This is a genomic window from Aeromicrobium marinum DSM 15272, from assembly GCF_000160775.2.
GTDB classification, from domain to species: domain Bacteria; phylum Actinomycetota; class Actinomycetes; order Propionibacteriales; family Nocardioidaceae; genus Aeromicrobium; species Aeromicrobium marinum.
In genome coordinates this window covers 450,761-472,406 of the sequence record NZ_CM001024.1, presented here as the reverse complement: position 1 = coordinate 472,406, position 21,646 = coordinate 450,761, and the positions used below count along the sequence as shown (strand labels likewise).

Annotated in this window: 21 protein-coding genes; 11 read left to right on the top strand and 10 right to left on the bottom strand. The window is 72.3% G+C overall.

Features of this window, described 5'->3' with window-relative positions; genetic code table 11:
- Positions 1–33: 33 nt before the first annotated feature.
- Genes HMPREF0063_RS02595 through HMPREF0063_RS02575 form a run of 5 tightly spaced genes read left to right on the top strand, consistent with a single transcriptional unit; the run spans position 34 to position 6,941 of the window.
- Positions 34–2,787: a penicillin acylase family protein gene (locus HMPREF0063_RS02595; RefSeq protein ID WP_007077093.1), complete on the top strand. Its 2,754-nt coding sequence runs from the start codon at positions 34–36 to the stop codon at positions 2,785–2,787.
- A gap of 56 nt (positions 2,788–2,843) precedes the next feature.
- A complete protein-coding gene (locus HMPREF0063_RS02590) occupies positions 2,844–4,052 on the top strand; it encodes an HNH endonuclease signature motif containing protein (RefSeq protein ID WP_007077092.1) in 1,209 nt (402 codons plus the stop codon).
- Positions 4,053–4,079: 27 nt separating this feature from the next.
- Positions 4,080–5,666 carry a TPM domain-containing protein gene (locus tag HMPREF0063_RS17200; protein WP_007077091.1) on the top strand — a complete coding sequence of 529 codons (1,587 nt, stop codon included), beginning with the start codon at positions 4,080–4,082 and terminating at the stop codon, positions 5,664–5,666.
- A gap of 27 nt (positions 5,667–5,693) precedes the next feature.
- Positions 5,694–6,446: a PspA/IM30 family protein gene (locus HMPREF0063_RS02580; RefSeq protein ID WP_007077090.1), complete on the top strand. Its 753-nt coding sequence runs from the start codon at positions 5,694–5,696 to the stop codon at positions 6,444–6,446.
- A 24-nt stretch (positions 6,447–6,470) separates the two neighbouring features.
- Positions 6,471–6,941, top strand: a complete 471-nt coding sequence (locus HMPREF0063_RS02575) for a DUF2505 domain-containing protein (RefSeq protein ID WP_007077089.1) — start codon at positions 6,471–6,473, stop codon at positions 6,939–6,941.
- Between the two features lie 25 nt (positions 6,942–6,966).
- Here the strand turns inward: HMPREF0063_RS02575 and HMPREF0063_RS02570 are convergent, their stop codons facing one another.
- Genes HMPREF0063_RS02570 through fdxA form a run of 4 tightly spaced genes read right to left on the bottom strand, consistent with a single transcriptional unit; the run spans position 6,967 to position 10,150 of the window.
- Positions 6,967–7,773: an ABC transporter permease gene (locus tag HMPREF0063_RS02570; RefSeq protein WP_007077088.1), complete on the bottom strand. Its 807-nt coding sequence runs from the start codon at positions 7,771–7,773 to the stop codon at positions 6,967–6,969.
- A complete protein-coding gene (locus HMPREF0063_RS02565) occupies positions 7,770–8,672 on the bottom strand; it encodes an ATP-binding cassette domain-containing protein (RefSeq protein ID WP_007077087.1) in 903 nt (300 codons plus the stop codon). The genes HMPREF0063_RS02570 and HMPREF0063_RS02565 overlap by 4 nt, the downstream gene beginning before the upstream one ends.
- A gap of 51 nt (positions 8,673–8,723) precedes the next feature.
- Positions 8,724–9,821, bottom strand: coding sequence for a succinyldiaminopimelate transaminase (dapC, locus tag HMPREF0063_RS02560; RefSeq protein WP_007077086.1), 1,098 nt, complete (start codon positions 9,819–9,821; stop codon positions 8,724–8,726).
- A 5-nt stretch (positions 9,822–9,826) separates the two neighbouring features.
- Positions 9,827–10,150, bottom strand: a complete 324-nt coding sequence (fdxA, locus tag HMPREF0063_RS16910; protein WP_007077085.1) for a ferredoxin — start codon at positions 10,148–10,150, stop codon at positions 9,827–9,829.
- Between the two features lie 74 nt (positions 10,151–10,224).
- On the opposite strand from fdxA, the gene HMPREF0063_RS02550 reads away from it, so the two are divergent.
- A complete protein-coding gene (locus tag HMPREF0063_RS02550; protein ID WP_007077084.1) occupies positions 10,225–11,172 on the top strand; it encodes a GNAT family N-acetyltransferase in 948 nt (315 codons plus the stop codon).
- On the opposite strand, the gene HMPREF0063_RS02545 is transcribed toward HMPREF0063_RS02550, so the two are convergent.
- From HMPREF0063_RS02545 to mshB, 4 genes are read right to left on the bottom strand one after another with little or no spacing between them, the layout of a single operon-like run.
- Positions 11,173–13,074, bottom strand: coding sequence for a VanW family protein (locus tag HMPREF0063_RS02545; RefSeq protein ID WP_007077083.1), 1,902 nt, complete (start codon positions 13,072–13,074; stop codon positions 11,173–11,175).
- Positions 13,071–13,613: a flavin reductase family protein gene (locus tag HMPREF0063_RS02540; RefSeq protein ID WP_007077082.1), complete on the bottom strand. Its 543-nt coding sequence runs from the start codon at positions 13,611–13,613 to the stop codon at positions 13,071–13,073. The genes HMPREF0063_RS02545 and HMPREF0063_RS02540 overlap by 4 nt, the downstream gene beginning before the upstream one ends.
- Positions 13,610–13,945: a hypothetical protein gene (locus tag HMPREF0063_RS02535; protein WP_007077081.1), complete on the bottom strand. Its 336-nt coding sequence runs from the start codon at positions 13,943–13,945 to the stop codon at positions 13,610–13,612. Before HMPREF0063_RS02535 ends, HMPREF0063_RS02540 begins: the two co-directional genes overlap by 4 nt.
- A complete protein-coding gene (gene mshB, locus HMPREF0063_RS02530; protein WP_007077080.1) occupies positions 13,942–14,850 on the bottom strand; it encodes an N-acetyl-1-D-myo-inositol-2-amino-2-deoxy-alpha-D-glucopyranoside deacetylase in 909 nt (302 codons plus the stop codon). Before mshB ends, HMPREF0063_RS02535 begins: the two co-directional genes overlap by 4 nt.
- Positions 14,851–14,917: 67 nt before the next feature.
- On the opposite strand from mshB, the gene HMPREF0063_RS02525 reads away from it, so the two are divergent.
- Complete coding sequence (locus tag HMPREF0063_RS02525; protein WP_007077079.1) at positions 14,918–17,020, top strand: S9 family peptidase; 2,103 nt, start codon at positions 14,918–14,920, stop codon at positions 17,018–17,020.
- Here the strand turns inward: HMPREF0063_RS02525 and HMPREF0063_RS02520 are convergent.
- Positions 17,001–17,276 carry a hypothetical protein gene (locus HMPREF0063_RS02520; RefSeq protein WP_007077078.1) on the bottom strand — a complete coding sequence of 92 codons (276 nt, stop codon included), beginning with the start codon at positions 17,274–17,276 and terminating at the stop codon, positions 17,001–17,003. The two genes, HMPREF0063_RS02525 and HMPREF0063_RS02520, sit on opposite strands and share 20 nt — an antisense overlap.
- A gap of 107 nt (positions 17,277–17,383) precedes the next feature.
- Here HMPREF0063_RS02520 and HMPREF0063_RS02515 point away from each other — a divergent pair, with 107 nt between their 5' ends.
- Complete coding sequence (locus HMPREF0063_RS02515) at positions 17,384–18,970, top strand: ABC-F family ATP-binding cassette domain-containing protein (RefSeq protein ID WP_007077077.1); 1,587 nt, start codon at positions 17,384–17,386, stop codon at positions 18,968–18,970.
- Here HMPREF0063_RS02515 and HMPREF0063_RS02510 read toward each other — a convergent pair.
- The gene (locus HMPREF0063_RS02510) at positions 18,918–19,802 is read right to left on the bottom strand and encodes a bile acid:sodium symporter family protein (RefSeq protein WP_007077076.1); all 885 of its coding nucleotides are present in this window, start codon (positions 19,800–19,802) and stop codon (positions 18,918–18,920) included. The genes HMPREF0063_RS02515 and HMPREF0063_RS02510 overlap by 53 nt on opposite strands.
- 98 nt (positions 19,803–19,900) lie before the next feature.
- Between HMPREF0063_RS02510 and HMPREF0063_RS02505 the strand changes: the two genes are divergently transcribed.
- Genes HMPREF0063_RS02505 through HMPREF0063_RS02495 form a run of 3 tightly spaced genes read left to right on the top strand, consistent with a single transcriptional unit; the run spans position 19,901 to position 21,644 of the window.
- The gene (locus HMPREF0063_RS02505; RefSeq protein WP_040320047.1) at positions 19,901–20,242 is read left to right on the top strand and encodes an ArsR/SmtB family transcription factor; all 342 of its coding nucleotides are present in this window, start codon (positions 19,901–19,903) and stop codon (positions 20,240–20,242) included.
- The gene (locus tag HMPREF0063_RS02500) at positions 20,239–20,853 is read left to right on the top strand and encodes a cation diffusion facilitator family transporter (protein ID WP_007077074.1); all 615 of its coding nucleotides are present in this window, start codon (positions 20,239–20,241) and stop codon (positions 20,851–20,853) included. The genes HMPREF0063_RS02505 and HMPREF0063_RS02500 overlap by 4 nt, the downstream gene beginning before the upstream one ends.
- Positions 20,854–20,909: 56 nt before the next feature.
- Positions 20,910–21,644 (top strand): YqjF family protein, encoded by a 735-nt coding sequence (locus HMPREF0063_RS02495; RefSeq protein ID WP_040320046.1) that lies wholly within the window; start codon positions 20,910–20,912, stop codon positions 21,642–21,644.
- Positions 21,645–21,646 lie beyond the last annotated feature (2 nt).

Genomic DNA, 21,646 nt, shown 5'->3' with positions numbered 1-21,646 from the left:
ACACCCTCTGCAGGTCAACGTCAAGGAGCGCCCGTGCGCCGTGCCAGCCTCGTCACCGCCGTCAGCGCGATCGCCCTGGGAGGGCTGCTGATGCCCGTCGCGGCCGCGACGCCGAGCATCCCCTCGCCCGCCACCGCCGACGAGTACGGCGAGGTGCGCAGCGTCGTCCCGGCCGGCCAACGGGGGTCGATCAACGCGCTGCAGCTGGCCCAGGTGCTGACCGGGTTCGGGCTCACGGCGGTCGACGGGCAGAACGCCCCTCGCAACTACGCCGACCAGCTCGAGATGTACGACGACCTCGCGACCTACCGGCCCGGCGAGATCACCGACGACGTCATCGACCGTGACTACAAGCGCTCCGGCTTCGTGCCCGACCGGGTCGTCAGCACCGAGAAGCCCCGCGCCGGCGTCACCATCGTGCGTGACTCGTTCGGCGTCCCCTACATCACCGGCAAGACGTACGAGGACACGATGTTCGGCGCCGGCTTCGCCGCCACGCAGGACCGGATGTTCCTGATGGACGCCCTGCGCCACCTCGGCGCCGGTCGTGGTGCCGAGTTCGTCGGCGGCACCCCCGGCAACATCGCGATGGACCGCGCCCAGGTCCGCTCCGCCTACTACACGCCCCAGGAGGCGGCCGACCAGCTGCAGGTCATCGCCGACGAGAACGGGGCCGAGGGTGAGCGGCTGCTGCGCGGAGCCGACGCGTACCTCGCCGGGATCAACGCGGCGCAGTCCAAGATGTGCCTCCTGCTGCTGCCCGTCGGGCCCACCTGCCCGGCCGAGTACCTGGCCCTGCAGAAGAAGCCAACCAAGTGGACCCGGGCGGACCTGACCTACGTGGCCTCCCTGGTGGGCGGCATCTTCGGCAAGGGCGGTGGCGCGGAGTTCGCCAACGCCACCTACTACGCCCAGCTGGTCGAGAAGTTCGGCACCGCCGAGGCCGACACGATCTTCGCCGCGCTGCGAGGCAAGAACGACCCCGAGGCACCGACCACCGCCACCACGTCGTTCCCCTACGACACCGCACCGTTCGACCCCACCAAGCCGGGGGTCGCCCTGCCGGACCTGGACGGACCCATGGGCACCGGCACCGGCGACGACGCCGGCGCGACCAGCCCGCTGCAGACGCTGGTCGACGCCCTCAAGCTCGGGCTGACCGGTGTCCCTGCCGAGGTCGACACGCCGTCCGGCACCATCGACCTGAGCAGCCTGTTCGGCACGGTCGGCACGAGCAACGCCCTGGTGATCGGCGCCGACGCGACGTCGACCGGTCGGCCGCTGGCGGTGTTCGGACCACAGACGGGCTACTTCAACCCCCAGCTGCTCACCGAACAGGTGCTGATGGGTCCCGGCGTGTTCGCCCGGGGTGTCTCGTTCGCCGGCACCAACCTGGTGGTCCAGCTCGGCCACGGGCTCGACTACTCCTGGTCGGCAACCAGCTCGGGCAGCGACAACATCGACACCGTGGTCGAACGGCTGTGCAACGCCGACGGCAGCACCCCCACCGTCGACTCCACGTCCTACCTCAAGGACGGCGCGTGCGTGCCGATGACCTACAACGAGCACCGGCAGACCATCGTCCCGAACGTCGCCGCGCCCGCCGGGCTCTCGACGCTGTCGATGCAGGTCTGGCGCACCCACCACGGCATCGTCCAGACCCGGACGACCGTGGACGGCGTCCCCGTGGCGATCGTGATCGAGCGCAGCACGTACGGCCGAGAGGCTGCGTCGATCCTCGGCTTCTCGCGCTTCAACGACCCGGGATTCGTCACCGACGCGGAGAGCTTCCAGCAGGCCGCGAACAGCATCGACTACACGTTCAACTGGTTCTACGCCGACGACCGGGACATCGCGTTCTTCTCCTCCGGCCTGCTGCCCGTCCGGGATCCCGAGACCGACTCCTCCCTGCCCCGCTGGTCGGACCCGGAGTTCGACCCGAGCGGCTGGCTCGACTTCGCCGGGCACCCCCAGCAGATCAACCCGCCGACCGGATTCCTCGCCAGCTGGAACAACAAGCCGGCGCCCGACTTCGCGGCCGCGGACGACAAGTGGTCCGACAACTCGATCCACCGGTCGCTGGCCCTCAGCCGCCGCGCGTCCGAGGCGATCGCCCAGGGCCCGGTCAGCCGGGCCGACCTGGCCGGCATCGTGCAGGACGCCGCGACCGAGGACGTCCGGGCGAGGACGCTCCTGCCGAACCTCCTGGCCGTGCTGGGCGACGACGCGGCGACGCAGCCGGCACGTGAGCTGTTGTCGGCCTGGTTGGCCGACGGGGCCCACCGGGTCGACTACGACCGCACCGGCTCGTACGAGCACGAAGCGGCCATCCGGATCTTCGACACCTGGTGGGAGGACGGCGACGAGGCGCTCGCCTACGACGTCGCGTCACCGGGTCTCGGTGACCTGGCCCGCGCCCTCCCCCAGTCGTTGGACAACCATCCGCGGAGCGGTCAGGGTTCGGCCTGGCTCGGCTCACCCTGGTACGGGTACCTCGACAAGGCACTGCGTGACGTGAGCGGTGAGGCCGTGGAGGCGCCGTACCCGATCAGCCTGTGCGGTTCGTTGGCCACCTGCCGGACGACCCTGAGCGAGTCGTTGGTCGGGGCCGTCGAGCGTGCGACGGCCGCTCAGGGCGTCTCGAGTCCCGCGGACCTGACCTACGACAAGTCGATCGACTTCATCCGCGCCAACAGCGGAGGGGTGGTGGGCGTGCGGCCGATCGACTGGCAGAACCGCCCGACCTACCAGCAGGTCGTCGACTTCCGCTCGCACCGGCCCCGGTAGCCCGGTCGCCGTTCTCGCGCAGGGGGTGTGTCAGACCCCGCCCCTAGGGTGGAATCATGGAGGTTTCGGGGGCTACGGCGGTCGGTCGGTTGACCGACCTGGCGCGCGCCCAGGCCCGAGCAGAGGCCGAGTCCTGGTCGGCGATGCTGGAGTTCCGCGAGGCCGAGCACGCCCGCACCGAAGCCGTCGAGTCGCCGATGCTGCGGCTCGTCGAGCGGTCCGCGATCGCCCTGGAGATCGGGCAGGCCATGGGGCTGTCCGAGGGCCAGGTCGTCCACCGGTTGGCAGCCGCACAGCGGGTGCGCGACTCCGCACCGCACGTGTGGGTCGCGTTCTCCCGTGGCCGCATCGACGGTGCCCGGGTCCGCGAGATCAGCCTGACCATCGAGAAGCTCCAGCGGCCGGCGTCCGTCATGCGGTTGGACCAGCGGGTCGTGGCCTACGCGGAGTCGCACACCACCGCCGAGCTGCGGGCCTGGTTGCGACGGTTCGTGATGCGGGTCGAGGGTGACCTCGCCGTCCCGCGGGCAGAGGCGGCCCGTAGCAGCCGCAAGGTCGACATCGTCCACACCGACGACGGCATGGCGTGGCTCAACGCCCACCTGCCCTCCCACATGGCCGCCGCGATCGACAAGAGACTGACGAAGGAAGCCCGCACCTTCGGGGCGGACGACGACAGGTCGATCCCGCAGCGACGGGCCGGCCTGCTGGCGTCCTGGGCCACCTCGAACGAGGCCGGTGAGCCGGCCCTGCATGCCGACATCGCCGTCACGATCACCGCCGACGTCCTCGCCGGCGCCACCGAAGGCTTCGCCGTCAGTGCCGACGGCAGCTGGGGTGTCCCCGCCCGGTGGGTGACAGACCTCGCCCGGTCCGGTGACCCGTTCTGGCACCGCATCGTCGTGGAGCCCGTGACGCACGACGTCCTCGCTCACGACCACGTCGGCCGCTTCGCACCGGACGTGCTGGCGAAGGCTCTGCAGTTCCGGGACGGGGTCTGTCAGGCACCCGGCTGCCTCACCCCCGCCGACCGCTGCGACCTCGACCACCGAGAACCCTGGCCCGACGGACGAACCTCGGGCGACAACATGTGGGCCCTCTGCCGGCGCCACCACTCCATGAAGGGACACCAGGTCCTTCGATGGAGCACGACCCACGGCCACCGTTCCCGCCCAGAACCGGCCCACCACGGCCCCCCGACGGGCTCCGTCTCCGGCTCCGAACAGCACCTCGCCAGGTTCATGGCCGACGCCGTCGTTGTCTGACGACCACCCATGGGACAAGATCGACCTGTGCGCGCATGGGGAAGGGTCCTGCTGCTGACCGCAGCGCTGACCTGGGGCGCCTCCACGGCCGCGGTCGCCGAGCAGCCGGTCGACGTCTCCGGGCCGGTCACCGATCGTTCGGGTGTGCTCGGTCCTGATCTCGAGCGGGTGCAGGCCGCCATCGACGACCTGTTCGAGCAGCGCGGGGTGCAGCTGTTCGTGGTCTACGTCGACGACTTCGACGGTCTCGACGGAGCCGTCTGGGCCGACGCGTCCGCCACCACCTCGGGGATCGGCGACACCGACCTGCTGCTCGCCGTGGCCACCACCGAACGCAGCTACGGCTTCTCGGTCCCGCCCGGTGGCGACATCAGCGACGGCGAGCTGGAGCGGATCGACCGCGAGCGGGTCCTGCCCGAGCTGCGCGACGAGGACTGGGCGGGTGCCGCCGTCGCCGCGGTCGAAGGGGTCGACGACGCGCTCGAGCCGGGTACGCCGTGGGGCCTCATCACGCTGGGCGGTGCGACGGTCCTCGGTGGCGCCGGCGTCGCCGGTTGGCAGGTCGCGCGGCACCGTGGCCGGCGTGCGTCGCTGGCGGAGCTCGACCAGCAGGTCGGGCAGTCGCTGGTGGCGATCGACGACCGGCTCCGGGCCGCCGCCCAGGAGATCGGCTTCGCCCAGGCCGAGTTCGGCGAGGACGCCACCACCGCGTTCGCCGAGACGCTCGCCACCGCCCAGCAGAAGGTGCGGGAGGCGTTCGCGTTGCAGCAGTCGCTGGACGACGAACACCCCGAGACCGACGACGAGCACCGCCGCGTCGGCGAGCAGATCCTCACGATCTGCGCAGAGATCGACGCGCTGGTCGACGCCCAGGTCGACGAGTTCGACGCGCTCCGCGACCTGCTCACCCGGGCCCCGGAGGTGCTGCAGACGCTGCCGCCCCGGATCGACGAGCTGGAGCGCAGGATCCCGGCCGCCCGCGCCACCCTGACCGAGCTCGCGGCCCGCCACCGCGCCGACGACCTGCTGCCGTACGCCGACAATCCCGACCAGGCCGTCACCCTGCTCGCGGCGGCGCGCGAGGACGTCGCCGCCGGGGGTGCGACGCTCACCAGCGACCGGCCGGCGGCGGCCCGGCACGTCCGGTCGGCCCAGTCAGCCGTCGGCCTGGCCGCGGCCGAGATCGAGGCCGTCGAGGGTGCGGCCGCCGACCTCACCGCCCTGGAGGCCGGGCGTGAGCGCGCCACCTCGGCCCTCACCCGCGTCTCGGGGCAGGTCAAGGCCGTCTCGACCTTCATCGACGCCCGCTCGGGCGCCGTCGGGTCCACGGCCCGCACCCGCCTGTCGGAAGCCGCGCGCAGACTCGACGAGGCCGCGTCCGTCATCGGCTCGGACCACACCGCCGCCACGGCCCTGCTGGACCAGGCCGCCGAGCAGGCGGCGGAGGCCCAGCGTCTGGCGAGTGCCGACGTCACCACCGCCGACCGGCCACGGTCGACCACCCGCAGCAGCACCGCCCGCCGGGGATCCAGCAGTCGGCGCTCCTCCAGCACCCGATCTCGCTCGCGCTCACGCTCGAGCAGCTCCCGCCGCAGCCGCGGTGGGCGCTTCTGACCCATCCACCACCACAGAAGGACCACCATGGCCCAGAAACAGTCCATCCTCGGCCGCATCGGCCAGCTCACGCGCGCCAACCTCAACGCGCTGATCGACCGGGCGGAGGATCCGCAGAAGATGCTCGACCAGCTGGTCCGTGACTTCACCAGTTCGATCGCCGAGGCCGAGGAGGCCGTTGCCCAGACCATCGGCAACCTGCGCCTCGCCGAGGCCGACCACGCCGAGGACATCGCCGCGTCCAAGGAGTGGGGCGCCAAGGCCATCGCCGCCTCGCAGAAGGCCGACTCCCTGCGCGGCAACGGGCAGGACGGCGAGGCCGACCGCTTCGACCAGCTCGCCAAGGTCGCCCTCGGCAAGCAGATCAGCTTCGAGAACGAGGCCAAGGCGGCCGCGCCGATGATCGCCTCCCAGGGCGAGACGGTCGAGAAGCTCAAGACCGGCCTCGTGCAGATGCGGGTCAAGCTCGACGAGCTGAAGACCAAGCGCGACCAGCTCGTGGCCCGCGCCAAGTCCGCCGAGGCCCAGGCCAAGGTGCAGGAGGCGGTCAAGTCGATCAACGTGCTCGACCCCACCAGCGAGCTGTCCCGCTTCGAGGAGAAGATCCGTCGCGACGAGGCCCTCGTGGCCGGACACGCCGAGCTCGCCTCGGCCGGTCTGGACCAGCAGTTCGCCGAGCTCGAGACCGACAGCACCCAGCTGGAGATCGAGGCGCGGCTGGCCGAGCTCAAGGGCATCGGCACCGCCACGCCGAACGCCTCGGATTCCACCGCGGACTGACCCGACAACTGCGAGGATGACCGCATGAAGCTCACCGAGAAGTTCAGCTACCCGGGAGTCGGCGTCGAGGACGTCTACGGACTCATCACCGACCAGGCCTTCCGCGAGGAGGCCTGCGAGGACCAGCACTCCTTGGAGTACGACGTCTCGATCGACGGCGGCACCGTCACCATCGTGCGCACGATGCCGGCCGAGATGCCTGACTTCGTCAAGAAGCTCACCGGCGACACCGTCAAGGTCAAGCAGACCGAGCGGTGGAGCGACCCGGGCGACGGCACCCGCGTGGCCGACGTCAAGGTCTCCATCATCGGTCAGCCGGCCGAGATGGTCGGCACGGCCAAGCTGTCGACCAACGGGGACAACACCGACTTCGTCATCAACGGCGACGTCAAGGTGTCGATCCCGTTCCTCGGCAAGAAGATCGAGCCGGAGGTGCACAAGGCGATCGTCGCCTCCCTGCACTCCGAGGTCGAGCTGGGCATGACCAAGCTCTGACCCACGTCCCTGTCACGGGGTCCGGTCAGCCGATGTCACGGCGCAGCGTCACGACGCGCGCGAGCGCCGCGAGCACCACGATGTACCCGAGCATGAGCAGTCCGCCGGCCCACTGCGGCAGCAGGTCGGTGGAGCCGTTCATGGCGCTGTAGAAGCTGGCGCCCTGGATCGCGTCGGCCGCGGCGCCGGGCAGGTACTGCGCGACCCCGGACGTGGACTCGAACGCGCCCAGCGCCACCCGGGCGATCGGCTCGACGAACTGGGTGAACGCCAGCACCACCACGATGGCGGCGATCTGGTTGGTCAGCAGACCGCCGAACGCGACCCCCATGACCGCCCACAGCATCATCACGATCACCGAGAGCCCGATCAGCTCGAGGCTGTCGGCGGTGCCCAGGTAGGCGCCGTCGCCCTGCCAGGCGAGGATCGGCGCCCCCACCGCCACGACCATGGCCGTCCCGGCGATGCCGTAGAGCAGACCGATGCCGACGCTCGCGACCAGCTTGGCGCCGAGCAGCACCGAGCGTCGCGGTTCCACGAGCAGGCTGGGGGTGATGGTCTGGTGCCGGAACTCGCCGGTGAACGCGAGGCTGCCGATCACGAGCGGGAAGACGTAGCCGATCGCGCTGGTCAGCGAGTACACCGTGCGAGCGGTCTCCTCACCGCCGAGCTCGGCGCTCGGCGCGAACCCGGTCGACGAGCCGCCGACCGTGAGCGAGAAGGCCATGACGCCGGCGATGAACGCCAGGTAGGCCATCATCACGACCAGCAGGATCCACCAGAGGCGGGTGCTGAAGAACTTGCGGACCTCGGCCCGGAGTGCGGCGCTCATGCGGCCACCCCCTGGTCGGTGAGGCGGAGGAAGACTTCCTCGAGCCCGACACCCCCGTCGGACAGCTGGTGCAGCTCGACGGACGCCGCGAACGCCGCCGCCCCCACCGCCGCGGCGGTCACGTCGTGCACGACCAGGCTCGAGCCCTCGGTGGTGACGCGCCACCCCCGGGTGGCCGCCAGGTCGGCGAACGCCCGGTCGGCCGGGGTGCGCACCAGGACCCGCTGCTCGGCGAGCGCCTCGAGCCCGGACAACGGGGAGGTGTGGACGAGCCGGCCGGCACCGATGATGACGACGTCGTCGACCGTGTGCTGCACCTCGGCCAGGACGTGGCTCGACACCAGCACGGTGCGCCCTTCGGCCGCGAAGGCCCGCAGCAGGGTGCGCAGCCACACGATGCCCTGGGGATCGAGCCCGTTGGCGGGCTCGTCGAGGATGATGATCGAGGGATCGCCCAGCAGCGCGGCGGCGAGTCCGAGTCGCTGGCGCATGCCCATCGAGTAGCCGCCGACCCGGCGAGACTTCGCCGCGGCCAGACCCACCAGCTCGATCACCTCGTGGCACCGGGCGTCGGGCACGCCGATCTGCGGCGCGAGGGTCCGCAGGTGTCCCAGCCCCGTGCGCCCCGGGTGGAAGCTCGACGCCTCCAGGGCGGCACCGACCAGCTGGGCGGGGCGGCCGATCTCGCGGTACGGGCGGTCGCCGACGAGGGCGCTGCCCTCGGTCGGCTCGACCAGACCGAGCAGCATGCGCAGCGTCGTGGTCTTGCCGGACCCGTTGGGGCCGAGGAAGCCGGTGACCGCCCCCGGGCGGACCGAGAACGACAGGTCGTCGACAGCGGTGACGCTGCCGAACCGTTTGGTCAGGTGCTCGACGGTGATGGCCGACGACACGTGCATGGGATCCCCTTCCCGACGACTTCCGCCGAGACTAGCCGACCACGACCCCGGTCAGGTCAGACGGCTGACGGCGGCCTCGACCCGCTCGTCGCTGGCCGTGAACGCGACCCGGACGTGCCGCGCACCGGCCGGGCCGTAGAAGTCGCCGGGAGCGACGAGGATGCCCACCTCGGCGAGCCGGTCGACCGTGGCGCGGCACGGTTCGTCGCGGGTGGCCCACAGGTACAGCGCACCTTCGGAGTGGTCGACGGTGTAGCCGGCCGACTCCAGCGCCGCCCGGAGCCGCAGCCGCCGACGGGCGTACCGCTGCAGCTGGTCGTCGACGTGGGTGTCGTCGGCCAGCGTCGCCGCCATCGCCTGCTGGACCGGCGCCGGCACCATGAAACCGAGGTGCTTGCGGACCGCCAGCAGCTCGGCCACCACGGCGGCGTCGCCCGCGACGAACGCGGCCCGGTATCCCGCCAGGTTGGAGCGCTTGGAGGTCGAGTGCACCGCCAGCAGGCCGGTGTGGTCCCCACCGCTGACGTCGGGATGCAGCACCGACACGGCCGCGCCCTCCCACGCGAACTCCAGGTAGCACTCGTCGGACACGACCAGCACCCCCCGCTCACGCGCCCACGTGACGACCTTGCGCAGGTGGTCGGCACCGAGGATCCGGCCGCTGGGGTTCGCCGGGGAGTTGAGGTACAGCAGCGCCGGGGTCCGCGGGCCGATCGCCACGGTCGAGTCGGCGGCCAGCACCTCGCAGCCGGCGTACCGCGCACCGACCTCGTAGGTGGGGTACGCCAGCTCGGGGAACACCACGAGATCGCCGGCTCCGAGACCCAGCTGGACGGGCAGGTTGGCGATCAGCTCCTTGGAGCCGATCGTCATGAGCACCTGGTCGGGACGCAGGCCCGTCACGCCGGCCCGGCGCTCCAGCCAGCTGACCGCGGCCTGCCTCACCTCGACCGGTCCCAGGACCGTGGGGTAGCCGGGGGCGTCGGCCGCCGCCACGAGCGCGGCTCGCGCCACCTCGGGCGTCGGGTCGACCGGTGTGCCGATCGACAGGTCGACGATTCCGCCCGGATGCTCGGCCGCTCGCGTCTTGGCAGCGGCGAGGGTGTCCCACGGGAAGTCGGGGAATCGCGCCGAGACGGGGCGGCCCACGCGGACTACTCCTGGTTCTGCGGCGGCAGGGCGGCGATGATCGGGTGGTCGTCGTCGACGACACCGAGCTTGGCCGCGCCCCCGGGGGAGCCGAGCTTGTCGAAGAAGTGCACGTTGGCGTCGTAGTACTCGGCCCACTCCGCCGGCGTGTCGTCCTCGTAGAAGATCGCCTCCACGGGACAGACCGGTTCGCAGGCGCCGCAGTCGACGCACTCGTCGGGATGGATGTAGAGCATCCGATTGCCCTCGTAGATGCAGTCGACGGGGCACTCGTCGACGCAGGCGCGGTCCTTGAGGTCCACACACGGCTGGGCGATCACGTACGTCACAGGGCGATTCTCCTTCGAGTTCCGTCCACCAGTATCCCTGCTGGCGACGAGCGCCCGCACGTAGGGTTCACCACATGGACAACCGCGCCGCTCGGCCTCCGATCGGCCCGGAATCACAGGGCCTGCGCGTCACGGTGCGTCGCCGGTTGCCCGACGGGTCCGCGACCGACGTCGTCGGACGGGTGCTCGAGGCCGGCCCGCCGGTCACGGTCGAGACCAGGACCGGCGAGCTGGTCCGGATCGACCCGGCCACCGTGCTGCTGTGGCGGGTGGTGCCGGACCGGCCGCTGCGCCGCCGCCCCGCCGCCCGGGTGCCCGCGGACGACCTGCAGCGGATCACCTCGCGGGGGTGGCCGGCCGTCGAGTCGGCGGCCCTCGGGGACTGGGAGCTGCGGGCGTCGTCAGGGTTCACGCAGCGGGCGAACTCCGTCGACGTGCACGGCGACCCCGGCGTCGGGGCCGGCGAGGCCTCGGCGGCCGTGACCGGGTTCTACCGGGCCCGGCACCTGCCGCCACTGGCCCAGGTCGTCTCCGGGTCGTCGTGGGAGCGTCGGCTCGTCGACCTCGGGTGGCGGGCCACCGCCGGCGAGCGTGCGGCAGCGTCGGTGCAGGTCCTCGACCTGGCGGCCGGGCCGGTCCCCGATCCGGAGGTCCGGGTCGAGCCGCTCGCCACCGACGCGTGGCTGGCGCGCTACCCCCGCGTCGGGGATCCCGCCGTGGCCCGCCGGGTGCTGCAGGGTCCGGCGCGGGTGCGCTTCCTCCACCTCGACGAGGCGATCTGCCGGGTGGTCGTGACGGGCGAGTGGGCCGGCGTCTCGGCCGTGGAGGTGCCGGCCGCCCGCCGACGCCGGGGCCTGGGGCGCCGGATCGTGCTCACCGCCCTGGCCTGGGCTGCGTCCGAGGGCGCCGACAAGGCCTACCTGCAGACCACGCCGGACAACGCCCCGGCCCTCGGGCTGTGGGCCGACCTCGGCTTCCACCACCACCACGGGTACCGCTACCTCACGACCGACGGGCCGTGATCAGGCAGCGGGCGGAGGCTCCTCCGCCGGGGGCGGGCCGCAGGTGACCCGGTCGGCCGCCTGGTACACGGCGGTGTCGGTCTCGCGCTTCACGACCTCACCGTTCTGCCGGAACACCCGGTAGATGTCGATGTCGAAGCCCTGGATGGGGCTCTGCGGCACGCACCGGTCGGTCTCGTCGAAGCGCATGCCCGGCGTGCGCAGGTTGCGGCGGGCGGACTGCCCGGCCTCGATGTCCCACACCTTGGTGCTCCACATCTGCACCGTCATGGTGCCGCGGCTGCCCGGCGTGCTGCGCTGCACGAAGGCCTTGATCAGCACGCCGTGGTCGGTGGAGTTCTTGAACCGCAGGTCCAGCGACCCGAAGTAGATCGTGGCCTCCCGGCCCACCGGGTACCGGTCGATGTAGAAGGCGTGCGGGTGGTGCTCGACGTCGTCGAGCCCGGCGAAGAACGCCGCGTTGTACACCGTGGTGGCCACCTGGGACACGCCACCACCGAGCTCCTCCCGGAACACGCCACCGTTGATGACGATGCCGTCGGTGAACCCGTTCGCACGCGTGCGCTGGCCGACGGTGTCGTTGAAGCTGAACGTCTCGCCCGGCTTGATCAGGGTGCCGTCGAGGAGGACGGCCGCGCGGCCGATGTTGATGTTGCGGTACTCCGCGAACGGGAAGAACGTCGAGAACTCACTGACCTTCTCGGTGATGTTCAGCGCCTCGGCGTCCTCGGTGGTGAACAACGGGTCGACCGGCTTGGCCTCCACCGAGATGCTGCGCGCCTCTCCGGTCTCGGTCAGGGCCGGCAGCAGCGCCGTCGCCATCTCCTCGGGCTGCAGGCCGATGCCCGGCTTGCCCGGGGTGACGACCGGTGCTCCGTTCACGATGTCGACGGAGGCGTCGACCGCCTGCTCGCCGAAACCGGTGGTGGAGCTGGTAAGCGGCTCGGCGAGCGCCACCGGATCCAGGTAGGGCACCATCTCGCCGTCGTCGACCTGCACCACGAGCGCCGGGACGTAGGCGCTGACCGGCAGGTCGATGCGCTGGTCGCCGACCTGCAGGGCCACGGGACCGCTGATCGCCGGCAGGGCGATCTCGTCCAGCGCGGTCTGCAGACCCTCGGCGTCGACGGCCGGCTCGACCGCGGCGGTGGGGACCTCGCCGGGTTCGTCGCTGGTGAGGTAGAGCGACCGGATCAGGTCGGACGTGTCGTCCTTCACCACCACCAGGCCCGGGATGGGCTGACGCGGCTCCGGCTGGCCCTCGGGGAAGGTGATGAGCGCCTCGACCACCTCGACGTTGATGGTCTCGCTGATCGAGTCGACGGCGTCGCCGAGGGCGGACTCGTCGACGTCGAGCACCGGGTCGTGCTCGGCCGACCCGAAGAACAGGCGTGCCATGTCGCGGGGGTCCCAGCTGCGCTGTCCGCCGGCACGGTCGACCGAACCGTCGAGGTCCAGCGCCAGGCCGACGGTCGCCGGGTCGAGCACGAACTGCTGGTCCTGGTGCACCAGCGTGACCGGGTCGTCGACCCGGGGCGCCAGCGCGGCGTCGAGGGTGGCTCGCGCGTCGGCCGGGCTCATGCCACCGACCTCCACGCCGGCGACGGAGGTGTCGGACGGGAGTCGCTCGCCGGTGAGGTACCAGCCACCTAGGTAGAGCCCACCGAGCAGCAGCGCGATCGCGGGCAGCCCGAGCAGCAGCACCCGGCGACCGCGCCGGGACTCGGGCAGAGGCTCCGGCTCCGCCTCGTGCTCCGGCTCCGGCTCGTACGGCGGGGGCGGCTCGGCCTGCTCGTCATCGGTGCTCGGCGGCGGGGGCGGCTCGATCTGCTCGTCGTCGGTGCCCGGCGGCGGGGGCGGCGGGGTGACGGACTCGTCCGGCTCGTTGTGCTCGGTGCTCACCGCTCCCCCTTGTCGTAGGACGTCTCCGACGTCGATGATCGCACGAGACGCGCGTAGTGCGAGCGGTAGTAGACCAAGGGGGCGTCCTCGACGTCCGCCGTCCCGGCCGCCACCACGTCGCCGAGGAGGATCGAGTGGTCGCCTCCGTCGTGCACCGCGCGGGTCCGGCACTCCAGCCAGGCCAGGGCCCCGTCGAGCAGCGGGACCCCGAGCTCGCCCGTCCGGTACGGCACCCCGTCGAACTGCGAGTCCAGCGGTCGACCCTTGCGGGCGAACCGGGCCGAGACCCGCTCGCCGGCCTCGGTGAGGATCGAGATCCCCCACACCCCGGACTCCACCACCGCGTCGTGGAACCGGCTGCTGCGGTCGGAGCACACCAGGACCTGCGGCGGGTCGAGCGACACCGAGGTGAAGGCGCTGGCCGTCATCGCGTGATGGACCCCGCCCGTGACGGTGGTGACCACGGTGACCCCGCTCGCGAAGCGTCCGAGGGCCCCTCGGAACGCCGCGTCGTCGGCCACGGGCATCGCGGAGGTCATCGGTTCAGCCTAGGGACGAACACCACCAGGCACACGAGGACCCCCAGGCCCCCGAGCGAGAACGACCACCCGAGCGCGTCGCCGGCGACCCACTGACCTCCACCGGGCGCGTACCCCTGCACCATCAGCAGGAGGGCCCACCCGATGGCCACCCAGGCGCTGCCCAGACGGACCCAGGCGTCGGCGGCCAGGGCGACCGGAACGATCACGGCGACGGCCAGCACCAGGCCCCACGGCAGCTCGATCCCGGCCGGCGAGGCGACCTGCCGGTGCAGCACCGCACCGAGCGCCGCCACGTAGAACCCGACCAGGACCAGCGCGGACCGGGTCACAACCCGGCGAACAGGTCCTCCTCGAGGCCGGAGTCGCCCACGGGCCCGCGCCGCCCGCGGGCCAGCCGGTAGTGCTCGGCTCCCCACGCGACCGCCGCGAGGTCGACACCCATCGCGAAGAACGCGCCGTCCGGGGTGATCTGGGTGGCGTGGGCGCGCATCGCGTCCAGCTTGGCCGGCACGTGCTCGGGGGCGTCGACCACCGCGTCGAGGTCGGCGTCCTCGATCGCGAAGGGCGGGAGGTGGTCGGGGTCCATGCCCTCGAACGAGGTCGTGTCGCCCGCGTCACGCAGCATGCGGAGTCCGTCACGGAACCGGCTGGCCGACATCGCGGTCCAGTACAGCTTCGAGATCTCCCACGGCTCCCCCAGGTCGGGCCGGTAGGAACGGACGCCCGCGAGGTCGGCGGCGTAGTGGCTGACCCGGTTGGCCTGCACGTGGTCGGGGTGCCCGTAGTTGCCGAACTGGTCGTAGGTGACCAGCACCTGCGGACGGACCTCACGGATGATGGCGACGAGGTGGTCGGCCGCCTCCGTCAGGTCGGCGTGCCAGAACGCGTCGGGGCCGGTCTCGTCGGCGGCGGTCGCGTGACCGCTGGCGTCCCACTGCATGCCGGAGTCGCGGTAGTGACCCGGTCCGCCGAGGACGCGGTGGTCGGTGACGCCGAGGTGGCGCATCGCCTCGGCGAGCTCCCCCGCGCGGTGGGCTCCCAGGGTGTCGTCCCGGTCGGCCGCCAGGTGGGCCAGCTCGGGGACGAGGACCTCTCCCAGGTCGCCCAGCGTGCAGGTCACCAGGGTCACGTGGGCACCCTCGGCGACGTACTTGGCCATCGTGGCCCCGTTGTTGATCGACTCGTCGTCGGGGTGGGCGTGGACCAGCAGCAACCGGCGGTCGGGCGACGTCATGCGCCAAGGCTACCGACACGCCCGCCGCGGCTCGGGCGTCGCGGGCCCGGGGTGATGGAATGACCGCATGACCCTGTCCTACCCGCGACTGGCGGCCCGCACCCTTCGCTTCACCCTGGGGGTGCCGCGTTCGATCACGGTCGCCCCCGACGGCCGGACGGTGCGGTTCGTCCGCACCTCCGACGGGGTCACCCGCACGGGGATCCTGCGGGAGATCGACGTGGCCACCGGCGAGGAGGCCGTGCTGGCCGATCCCTCGGTGCTGCTGGGTGAGAGCGGTGAGCAGCTGTCGGCCGCCGAACGGGTCCGCCGCGAGCGCAGCCGCGAGTCCGCCGCCGGGATCGTGGGCTACGACGTCGATCCCGCCGGCCGGTGGGCCTGCTTCGCGCTGTCCGGCGGCCTGTGGGTCGTCGACCTGCGCACCCGTGCCTCCCGCCGGCTGCCGACGCCTGACGGCGTGGTGGACCCCCGACTCGACCCGACCGGTCGGCGCATCGCCTACGCCGCAGGTCGCTCCCTGCGGGTCATCGCCGTGGACGGCACCGGCGACCAGGCCCTCGCGGAGCCCGAGGGCGCCACCGAGACCTGGGGCCAGGCCGAGTTCATCGCCGCCGAGGAGATGGACCGCATGCGCGGGTTCTGGTGGGCGCCGGACGGCGAGTCCCTGCTGGTCGAGCGGTTCGACGAGGCCCCGGTTCAGGAGTGGCACATCGCCGACCCCGAACACCCCGAACGTCGGCCCGCCACGGTGCGCTACCCGGCCGCCGGCACGCCGAACGCCGCCGTCAGCCTGTGGCACGTCTCCCTCGACGGCGACCGCCGGCAGGTGCAGTGGGACCACGTGGCGTTCGAGTACCTCGCGCGGGTCAGCTGGACCGAGCACGGTGACCCGGTGGTGCAGGTGCTCAGCCGGGACCAGCGCCGGTCCCAGGTCCTGGCGATCGACCCGGCCGACGACTCGACCCGGGTGCTGCGCGACCTCAGCGACGACCACTGGGTCGAGCTGACCGCCGCGCCCCGCTTCGCCCCCGGAGGCCGTCTGGTGTCGTTGGAGGACGTCGACGGCTGGCGCCGCGTGGTCGTCGACGGCGTCGCCGTCTCACCGACCGGGTGGCAGGTGCGCTCGGTCGTCGCGGTGCTCGACGACGCGGTGGTGGCGACGGCGTCGCACGAGCCCACCGAGATCCAGGTGGTCCGGTTCGGGTTCGACGGCACGCTCGAGGAGCTCACCGTCGGGGCGGCCGTCCACGGTGCGGTGGTCGGCGGCGGGACCACCGTCGTGGTCCGGTCCGCCCTGGACCACCCCTCCACGACCGTGACCGCCCACCCGGCGGCCGGCGACGCGGTGCGCATCGGGTCCGTCGCCGAACCGGTGCCGTTCGAGCCGCACGTCCACCTGCTGGCCGCCGGTGACCGGGAGCTGCGCACGGCCGTGGTCTTCCCGCGGGACCACACCCCCGGCACCCCCCTGCCCGTCCTCATGGACCCGTACGGGGGCCCGCACGCCCAGCGGGTCCTCGCGTCCGCCCGGATGTTCACCGAGGCCCAGTGGCTGGCAGATCAAGGGTTCTGCGTCGTCGTCGCCGACGGCCGCGGCACCCCCGGTCGCGGTCATGCTTGGGAGCGCGAGATCGCGGGGGCGTTCGCCGACGTCACCCTCGACGACCAGGTCGACGCCCTGCACGCCGTCGCGGCGGCCTTCCCGGGCGACGTCGACACCTCCCGGGTCGGCATCATGGGCTGGTCGTACGGGGGCTACCTCGCGGCGTTGGCGGTGCTGAAGCGGCCCGACGTCTTCCACGTCGCCGTCGCCGGGGCGCCCGTCACGGAGTGGCGGCTGTACGACACCTGCTACACCGAGCGGTACCTCGGCGACCCGACCGCCCGGCCCGACGTCTACGACGCGAACTCGCTGCTGCCTCTCGCGGCCGACCTGAGTCGTCCGCTGCTGCTCATCCACGGACTGGCCGACGACAACGTCGTCGCGGCCCACACCCTGCGCCTGTCGTCGGCCCTGATGGCCGCCGGCCGGTCGCACACCGTGCTGCCGCTCGCGGGGGTCACCCACATGACCCCGCAGGAGACCGTCGCGGAGAACCTCAAGCTGCTGCAGGTCCGGTTCCTGCACGAGAACCTGCCGCGGGTCGAGGTCAGCCCTCAGGACGCTTGATCCGGCGCGGCTGCGCCGGCAGGTCGAGCGGCTCGGCCGGCAACCGGTCGTCGCCGGGCATCCAGCCGCCGTAGACGTCCACCATCTCGACCACCCGGTCGTCGAACGGATCGACCTCGAGCAGCCATGCCCGGTCGTCGGAGTCGTCCTCGCCGGCGAACGACTCGCGGCGCAGCTCGGTGCGGTAGCCCTCGGCCTGCAGGGCCTTGACGATCTCCTCCGCGTCCTCGGCCTCGTCGAACCAGATCCCGGTCATGGGAGCAGATTATCGCCGCGGGGCGTGGCCTACACTGGTGCCCACGGACCGCTGATCCCGAGCCCCGCGCGACCTCGTCGCGTCCCCTCCGGATCCTTGGAGCCCTCGTGCGTCCTTCTCTCTCCTGTTCGAACCTGACCGTCGTGCACCCCGACGGGACCCCCGCCCTCACCGGGCTCGACCTGGCCGTCGGTCCCGGGCTGCACGGCCTCGTCGGCCGCAACGGCTCCGGCAAGTCGACCCTGCTGCGGGTGCTGGCCGGCGCGCTGTCGCCCACTTCCGGGTCGGTCGCCGTGCAGGGCCGGGTGGGTCATCTGCCGCAGGATCCGGCGACCGACACCGCCGCCACGGTGGCGTCGGTGCTGGGGATCGCGGACACCCTCCGAGCGCTCGCCGCTGTCGAGACCGGGTCGACCGATCCGGCCGACTTCGACACCGTCGGCGACGACTGGGACGTCGCCGAGCGTGCCGCCGCCCACCTGGGCCGGCTCGGACTCGACCACCTCGACCTGGGGCGGCGGGCCGGCGAGGTGTCGGGGGGTGAGCTCGTGCTGCTGACCCTGGCCGGGGTGCTCCTGCAGCGTCCCGACGTCCTGCTGCTCGACGAGCCGACCACCCATCTCGACGGTGCCGCACGCGGCCGCGTGCGCGACCTGGTGCGGACGTGGAGCGGCACGCTGCTGGTCGTCAGCCACGACCGGGAGCTGCTGAACCTCGTCGACGACATCGGCGAGATGCGGGACCACACGGTGCGCTGGTACGGCGGGGGGTTCGACGCCTACGAGGCGGCCGTGGCTGCCGAGTCCGAGGTCGCCGAACGGGCGGTCCGGACGGCCACCACCGACCTGCGACGCCAGCAGCGCGACCTGGCCGACACCCAGGTGGTGCTCGCTCGACGCCGTCGCTACGGCGCCCGTGCCGCCGCCGAGAAGCGGGTGCCGAAGATCGTCGCGGGCCACCTGCGGCGATCCGCCCAGGAGTCGGCGGGCGCCCTGCGCGGCGTGCACGAGGACCGGTTGGACGGCGCTCGGGAACGTCTGGAGGCCGCCGAGGCCCGGCTGAGGACCGACCGCGAGATCACGATCGACCTGCCGGACACCCGGGTGCCGTCACGGCGGGACGTGCTGACCCTCGACCGCGTCCGCCCCGGGTTCGGTGACGCCGTGGTCGACCTCGATCTCCGCGGGCCCGAACGGGTCGCACTGGTGGGTCCCAACGGGATCGGCAAGACGTCGGTGCTGCGGGCGATCACCGGTGAGCTGCCACCCCGAGCGGGGAGCGTGCGGGTGCATGTGCCCTGGCGACACCTCCGCCAGGACGGCCGCCTCCTGGACGACACCCTTTCGGTCGTCGCGAACGTCGCGGCGCAGGCGCCGGCCGCCACCCCGCACGAGATCCGCGAGCGACTGGCCCGCTTCGGGTTCAGGGGCCGGGCCGCAGACCAGCCGGCCGGGACGCTGTCGGGGGGTGAGCGGATCCGGGCCACGTTGGCCTGCCTGCTGCTGGCCCGGCCGGCGCCGCAGCTCCTGCTGCTCGACGAGCCGACCAACCACCTCGACCTGCCGAGCATCGACCGGGTCGTCGAGGCGCTCGACGCCTACCGCGGTGCGCTCGTCGTGGTGAGCCACGACGAGACCTTCCTCAACGACCTACGACTGGATCGACGGATCCGGCTGGGAGGATCCAACGGGTGAGGGCGACACCCCAGAGGGCCGCCAGCACGAACATCACGACGCCGTAGACCGCCGCCGGCACGGAGATCTCCGTGGAGTCGAGCACCTCGACGGCCACGTAGATCGCCAACGTCGCGTTGTGCACCCCGATCTCGAACGAGCTGGCGATCGCCTGCCGCTCGGTGACGCCGGCCCACCGCGGCACGACGTACCCGACGACCAGGCTGACGACGCAGAACAGGCTGGCGGCGATGCCGACGTCGGCGAGGTAGTCGCCGACGTCGTCGCGCTGGTCGACCAGGATGGCGAGCACGAGCACCGCCAGGATCACGGCCGACGCGATGCGGACGGGTCGGTCCATGCGGTCGGCGAAACCGGCGCTGCGGGCCCGCGTCAGCATGCCCAGCACCACCGGGACCAGCACGATGGCGAAGACCTCGACGACCTTGCGGAACTGCAGGCTCACCGTGTCGTCCAGCTCGTAGTAGGCGATGGCGAGGTTCGTGATGACCGGCAGGGTCCCGATGGCGATGATCGAGTTGATCGCCGTGAGCGACACGTTCAGGGCGACGTCGCCGCGGAACAGGTGGCTGTACAGATTGGCCGTGGTGCCGCCCGGCGACGCCGCGAGCAGCAGCAGACCGACCGCGAGCAGAGGTGACAGGTCGAGCGCCAGCACCAGCCCGAAGCACGCTGCCGGCAGGATCAGCAGCTGGCAGCCCAACGCCACGGCGACGGCGCGAGGGTGGCGGCCCACCCGGCGGAAGTCCTCGACGGTCAGCGACAGGCCCAGCCCGTACATGATGATCCCGAGCGCGATCGGCAGTCCGACGGTGCTGAGGGCGGAGTCCATCCGCCCACCCTAGAGGTGTCGTCCGCCACACGGAGGTGCCCCGACGGACCCCGCCCTTGCACTCAGATCGTGATCCATGGTGTCATCGTCAGGTGACGATGACACCTGACCTGACCGCCGCTGCGTGCCTGTTCCACGGGTTCGGCGACCGCTCCCGCCTCGCGATCGTGCGGCACCTCGTGACCAACGAGCACCGGGTGGTCGATCTGGTCGGTCGACTCGGGCTGGCCCAGTCCACCGTGTCGCAGCACCTCGCCTGTCTCGTCGACTGCGGCATCGCGCAGGTTCGGGCCCAGGGTCGCGCCTCGTACTACTCGTTGACCCATCCGGAGGCGACGCTGGCCGTGCTGGCCGCCGCCGAACAGCTGCTCGCCCTCACCGGAGACGCCGTCACCCTGTGTCCGTCCCACGGCGCCGCCGCACAGGAGGCTCCGCGGTGAGGACCGAGGAGCGCGCCCGCCTGGGGAGGCGCGCGAAGCTCTTGGCCGGGGTGTCGGTCGGCTACAACGCGGCCGAGGCCGTGATCGCCGTCGCCGCCGGCCTCGCCGCCGGCTCGGTCGCCCTGGTCGGGTTCGGGCTCGACTCCACCGTCGAGGTGGCCAGCGGACTCATCATCCTGTGGCAGTTCAGCCATCGCGTCCCGGAGTCGCGCGAGAGGATCGCCCTGCGCCTGATGGCGCTCTCGTTCTTCGCCCTGGCCGGGTACGTCTCGGTGGAGTCGGTCCGGTCCCTGGTCTCCCGCGACGAACCCGAGCCGTCGACGGTCGGCATCGTCCTGGCAGCAGTGTCCCTCGTCGTCATGCCGTTCCTCTCCTGGGCGCAGCGCCGCACCGGGCGTGCCCTGGGATCCGACACCGTGGTCGCGGACTCCACCCAGACCTTGCTGTGCACCTACCTCTCGGCCGTCCTGCTGGTCGGACTCGTGCTGAACGCCGCGTGGGGCTGGTCGTGGGCCGACCCCCTCGCCGGGCTCGTCATCGCCGCCGTCGCCGCGCGTGAGGGCCGTGAGGCCTGGCGCGGCGAGAACTGCGCCTGCGGCGACCCCACGTAGCCGACCTCACACGTCGCCGACGCGCGGTGGCGGGCGCGCAGGTCCACAGTGATCTCGTGACGACCTTCAGCCCGCATCCGGCCCCGCTGGCAGGCCCCCGGCTCATGAGGCAGGTGTGGGCCGACCTCACCTTCGTCCACTGGGCCGTCGACCCCGACCGGGTGGCCCATCTGCTGCCGCGCGGCACCGTGCCGGACGAGCTGGGCGGCGCGACGTACGTGGGCCTCATCCCGTTCCGCATGCAGCAGGCCGGGTTCGGACGCGGACCCGCGATCCCCTACCTCGGCGACTTCGCCGAGACGAACGTGCGGCTCTACTCCGTGGACGGTCAGGGACGCCACGGGGTCGTGTTCCGCTCGCTGGAGACCAGCCGACTGGTCGCGGCCGTCGGGGCACGGCTGGCCTTCGCGACCCCGTACACGTGGGCCCGCATGCGGATCGATCGTCGCGACGACGTGGTCGACTACACGACCCGCCGACGCTGGCCCGGGCCGCGAGGAGCCGGCGGTCGCCTCACCGCACGCATCGGCGACCGCATCACCGATCCGTCGGAGCTGGACCTGTTCCTCACCGCACGGTTCGGGCTGCACACCCGCTGGGCCGGGCAGACCCTGTGGATCCCCAACCACCACGAGCCCTGGCCCCTCCGGCAGGCCGACCTGTTGCACCTGGACGACTCCCTGGTCGCGGCCGCCGGCCTGCCCGGGCTGGTCGACGTGGCGCCCGCCTCGGTGCTGCACGCCGACCCGGTCCGCACCGTCTTCGGTCTGCCGCAGCGGGTCCGGACCTGACG

Bases quoted from the DNA above. Each gene is read 5' to 3' on its own strand.
- HMPREF0063_RS02590 (WP_007077092.1), top strand. From the start codon at position 2,844: ATGGAGGTTTCGGGGGCTACGGCGGTCGGTCGGTTGACCGACCTGGCG.
- HMPREF0063_RS02580 (WP_007077090.1), top strand. From the start codon at position 5,694: ATGGCCCAGAAACAGTCCATCCTCGGCCGCATCGGCCAGCTCACGCGC.
- HMPREF0063_RS02575 (WP_007077089.1), top strand. From the start codon at position 6,471: ATGAAGCTCACCGAGAAGTTCAGCTACCCGGGAGTCGGCGTCGAGGAC.
- HMPREF0063_RS02570 (WP_007077088.1), bottom strand. From the start codon at position 7,773: ATGAGCGCCGCACTCCGGGCCGAGGTCCGCAAGTTCTTCAGCACCCGC.
- HMPREF0063_RS02565 (WP_007077087.1), bottom strand. From the start codon at position 8,672: ATGCACGTGTCGTCGGCCATCACCGTCGAGCACCTGACCAAACGGTTC.
- HMPREF0063_RS02550 (WP_007077084.1), top strand. From the start codon at position 10,225: ATGGACAACCGCGCCGCTCGGCCTCCGATCGGCCCGGAATCACAGGGC.
- HMPREF0063_RS02540 (WP_007077082.1), bottom strand. From the start codon at position 13,613: ATGACCTCCGCGATGCCCGTGGCCGACGACGCGGCGTTCCGAGGGGCC.
- mshB (WP_007077080.1), bottom strand. From the start codon at position 14,850: ATGACGTCGCCCGACCGCCGGTTGCTGCTGGTCCACGCCCACCCCGAC.
- HMPREF0063_RS02525 (WP_007077079.1), top strand. From the start codon at position 14,918: ATGACCCTGTCCTACCCGCGACTGGCGGCCCGCACCCTTCGCTTCACC.
- HMPREF0063_RS02520 (WP_007077078.1), bottom strand. From the start codon at position 17,276: ATGACCGGGATCTGGTTCGACGAGGCCGAGGACGCGGAGGAGATCGTC.
- HMPREF0063_RS02510 (WP_007077076.1), bottom strand. From the start codon at position 19,802: ATGGACTCCGCCCTCAGCACCGTCGGACTGCCGATCGCGCTCGGGATC.
- HMPREF0063_RS02505 (WP_040320047.1), top strand. From the start codon at position 19,901: ATGACACCTGACCTGACCGCCGCTGCGTGCCTGTTCCACGGGTTCGGC.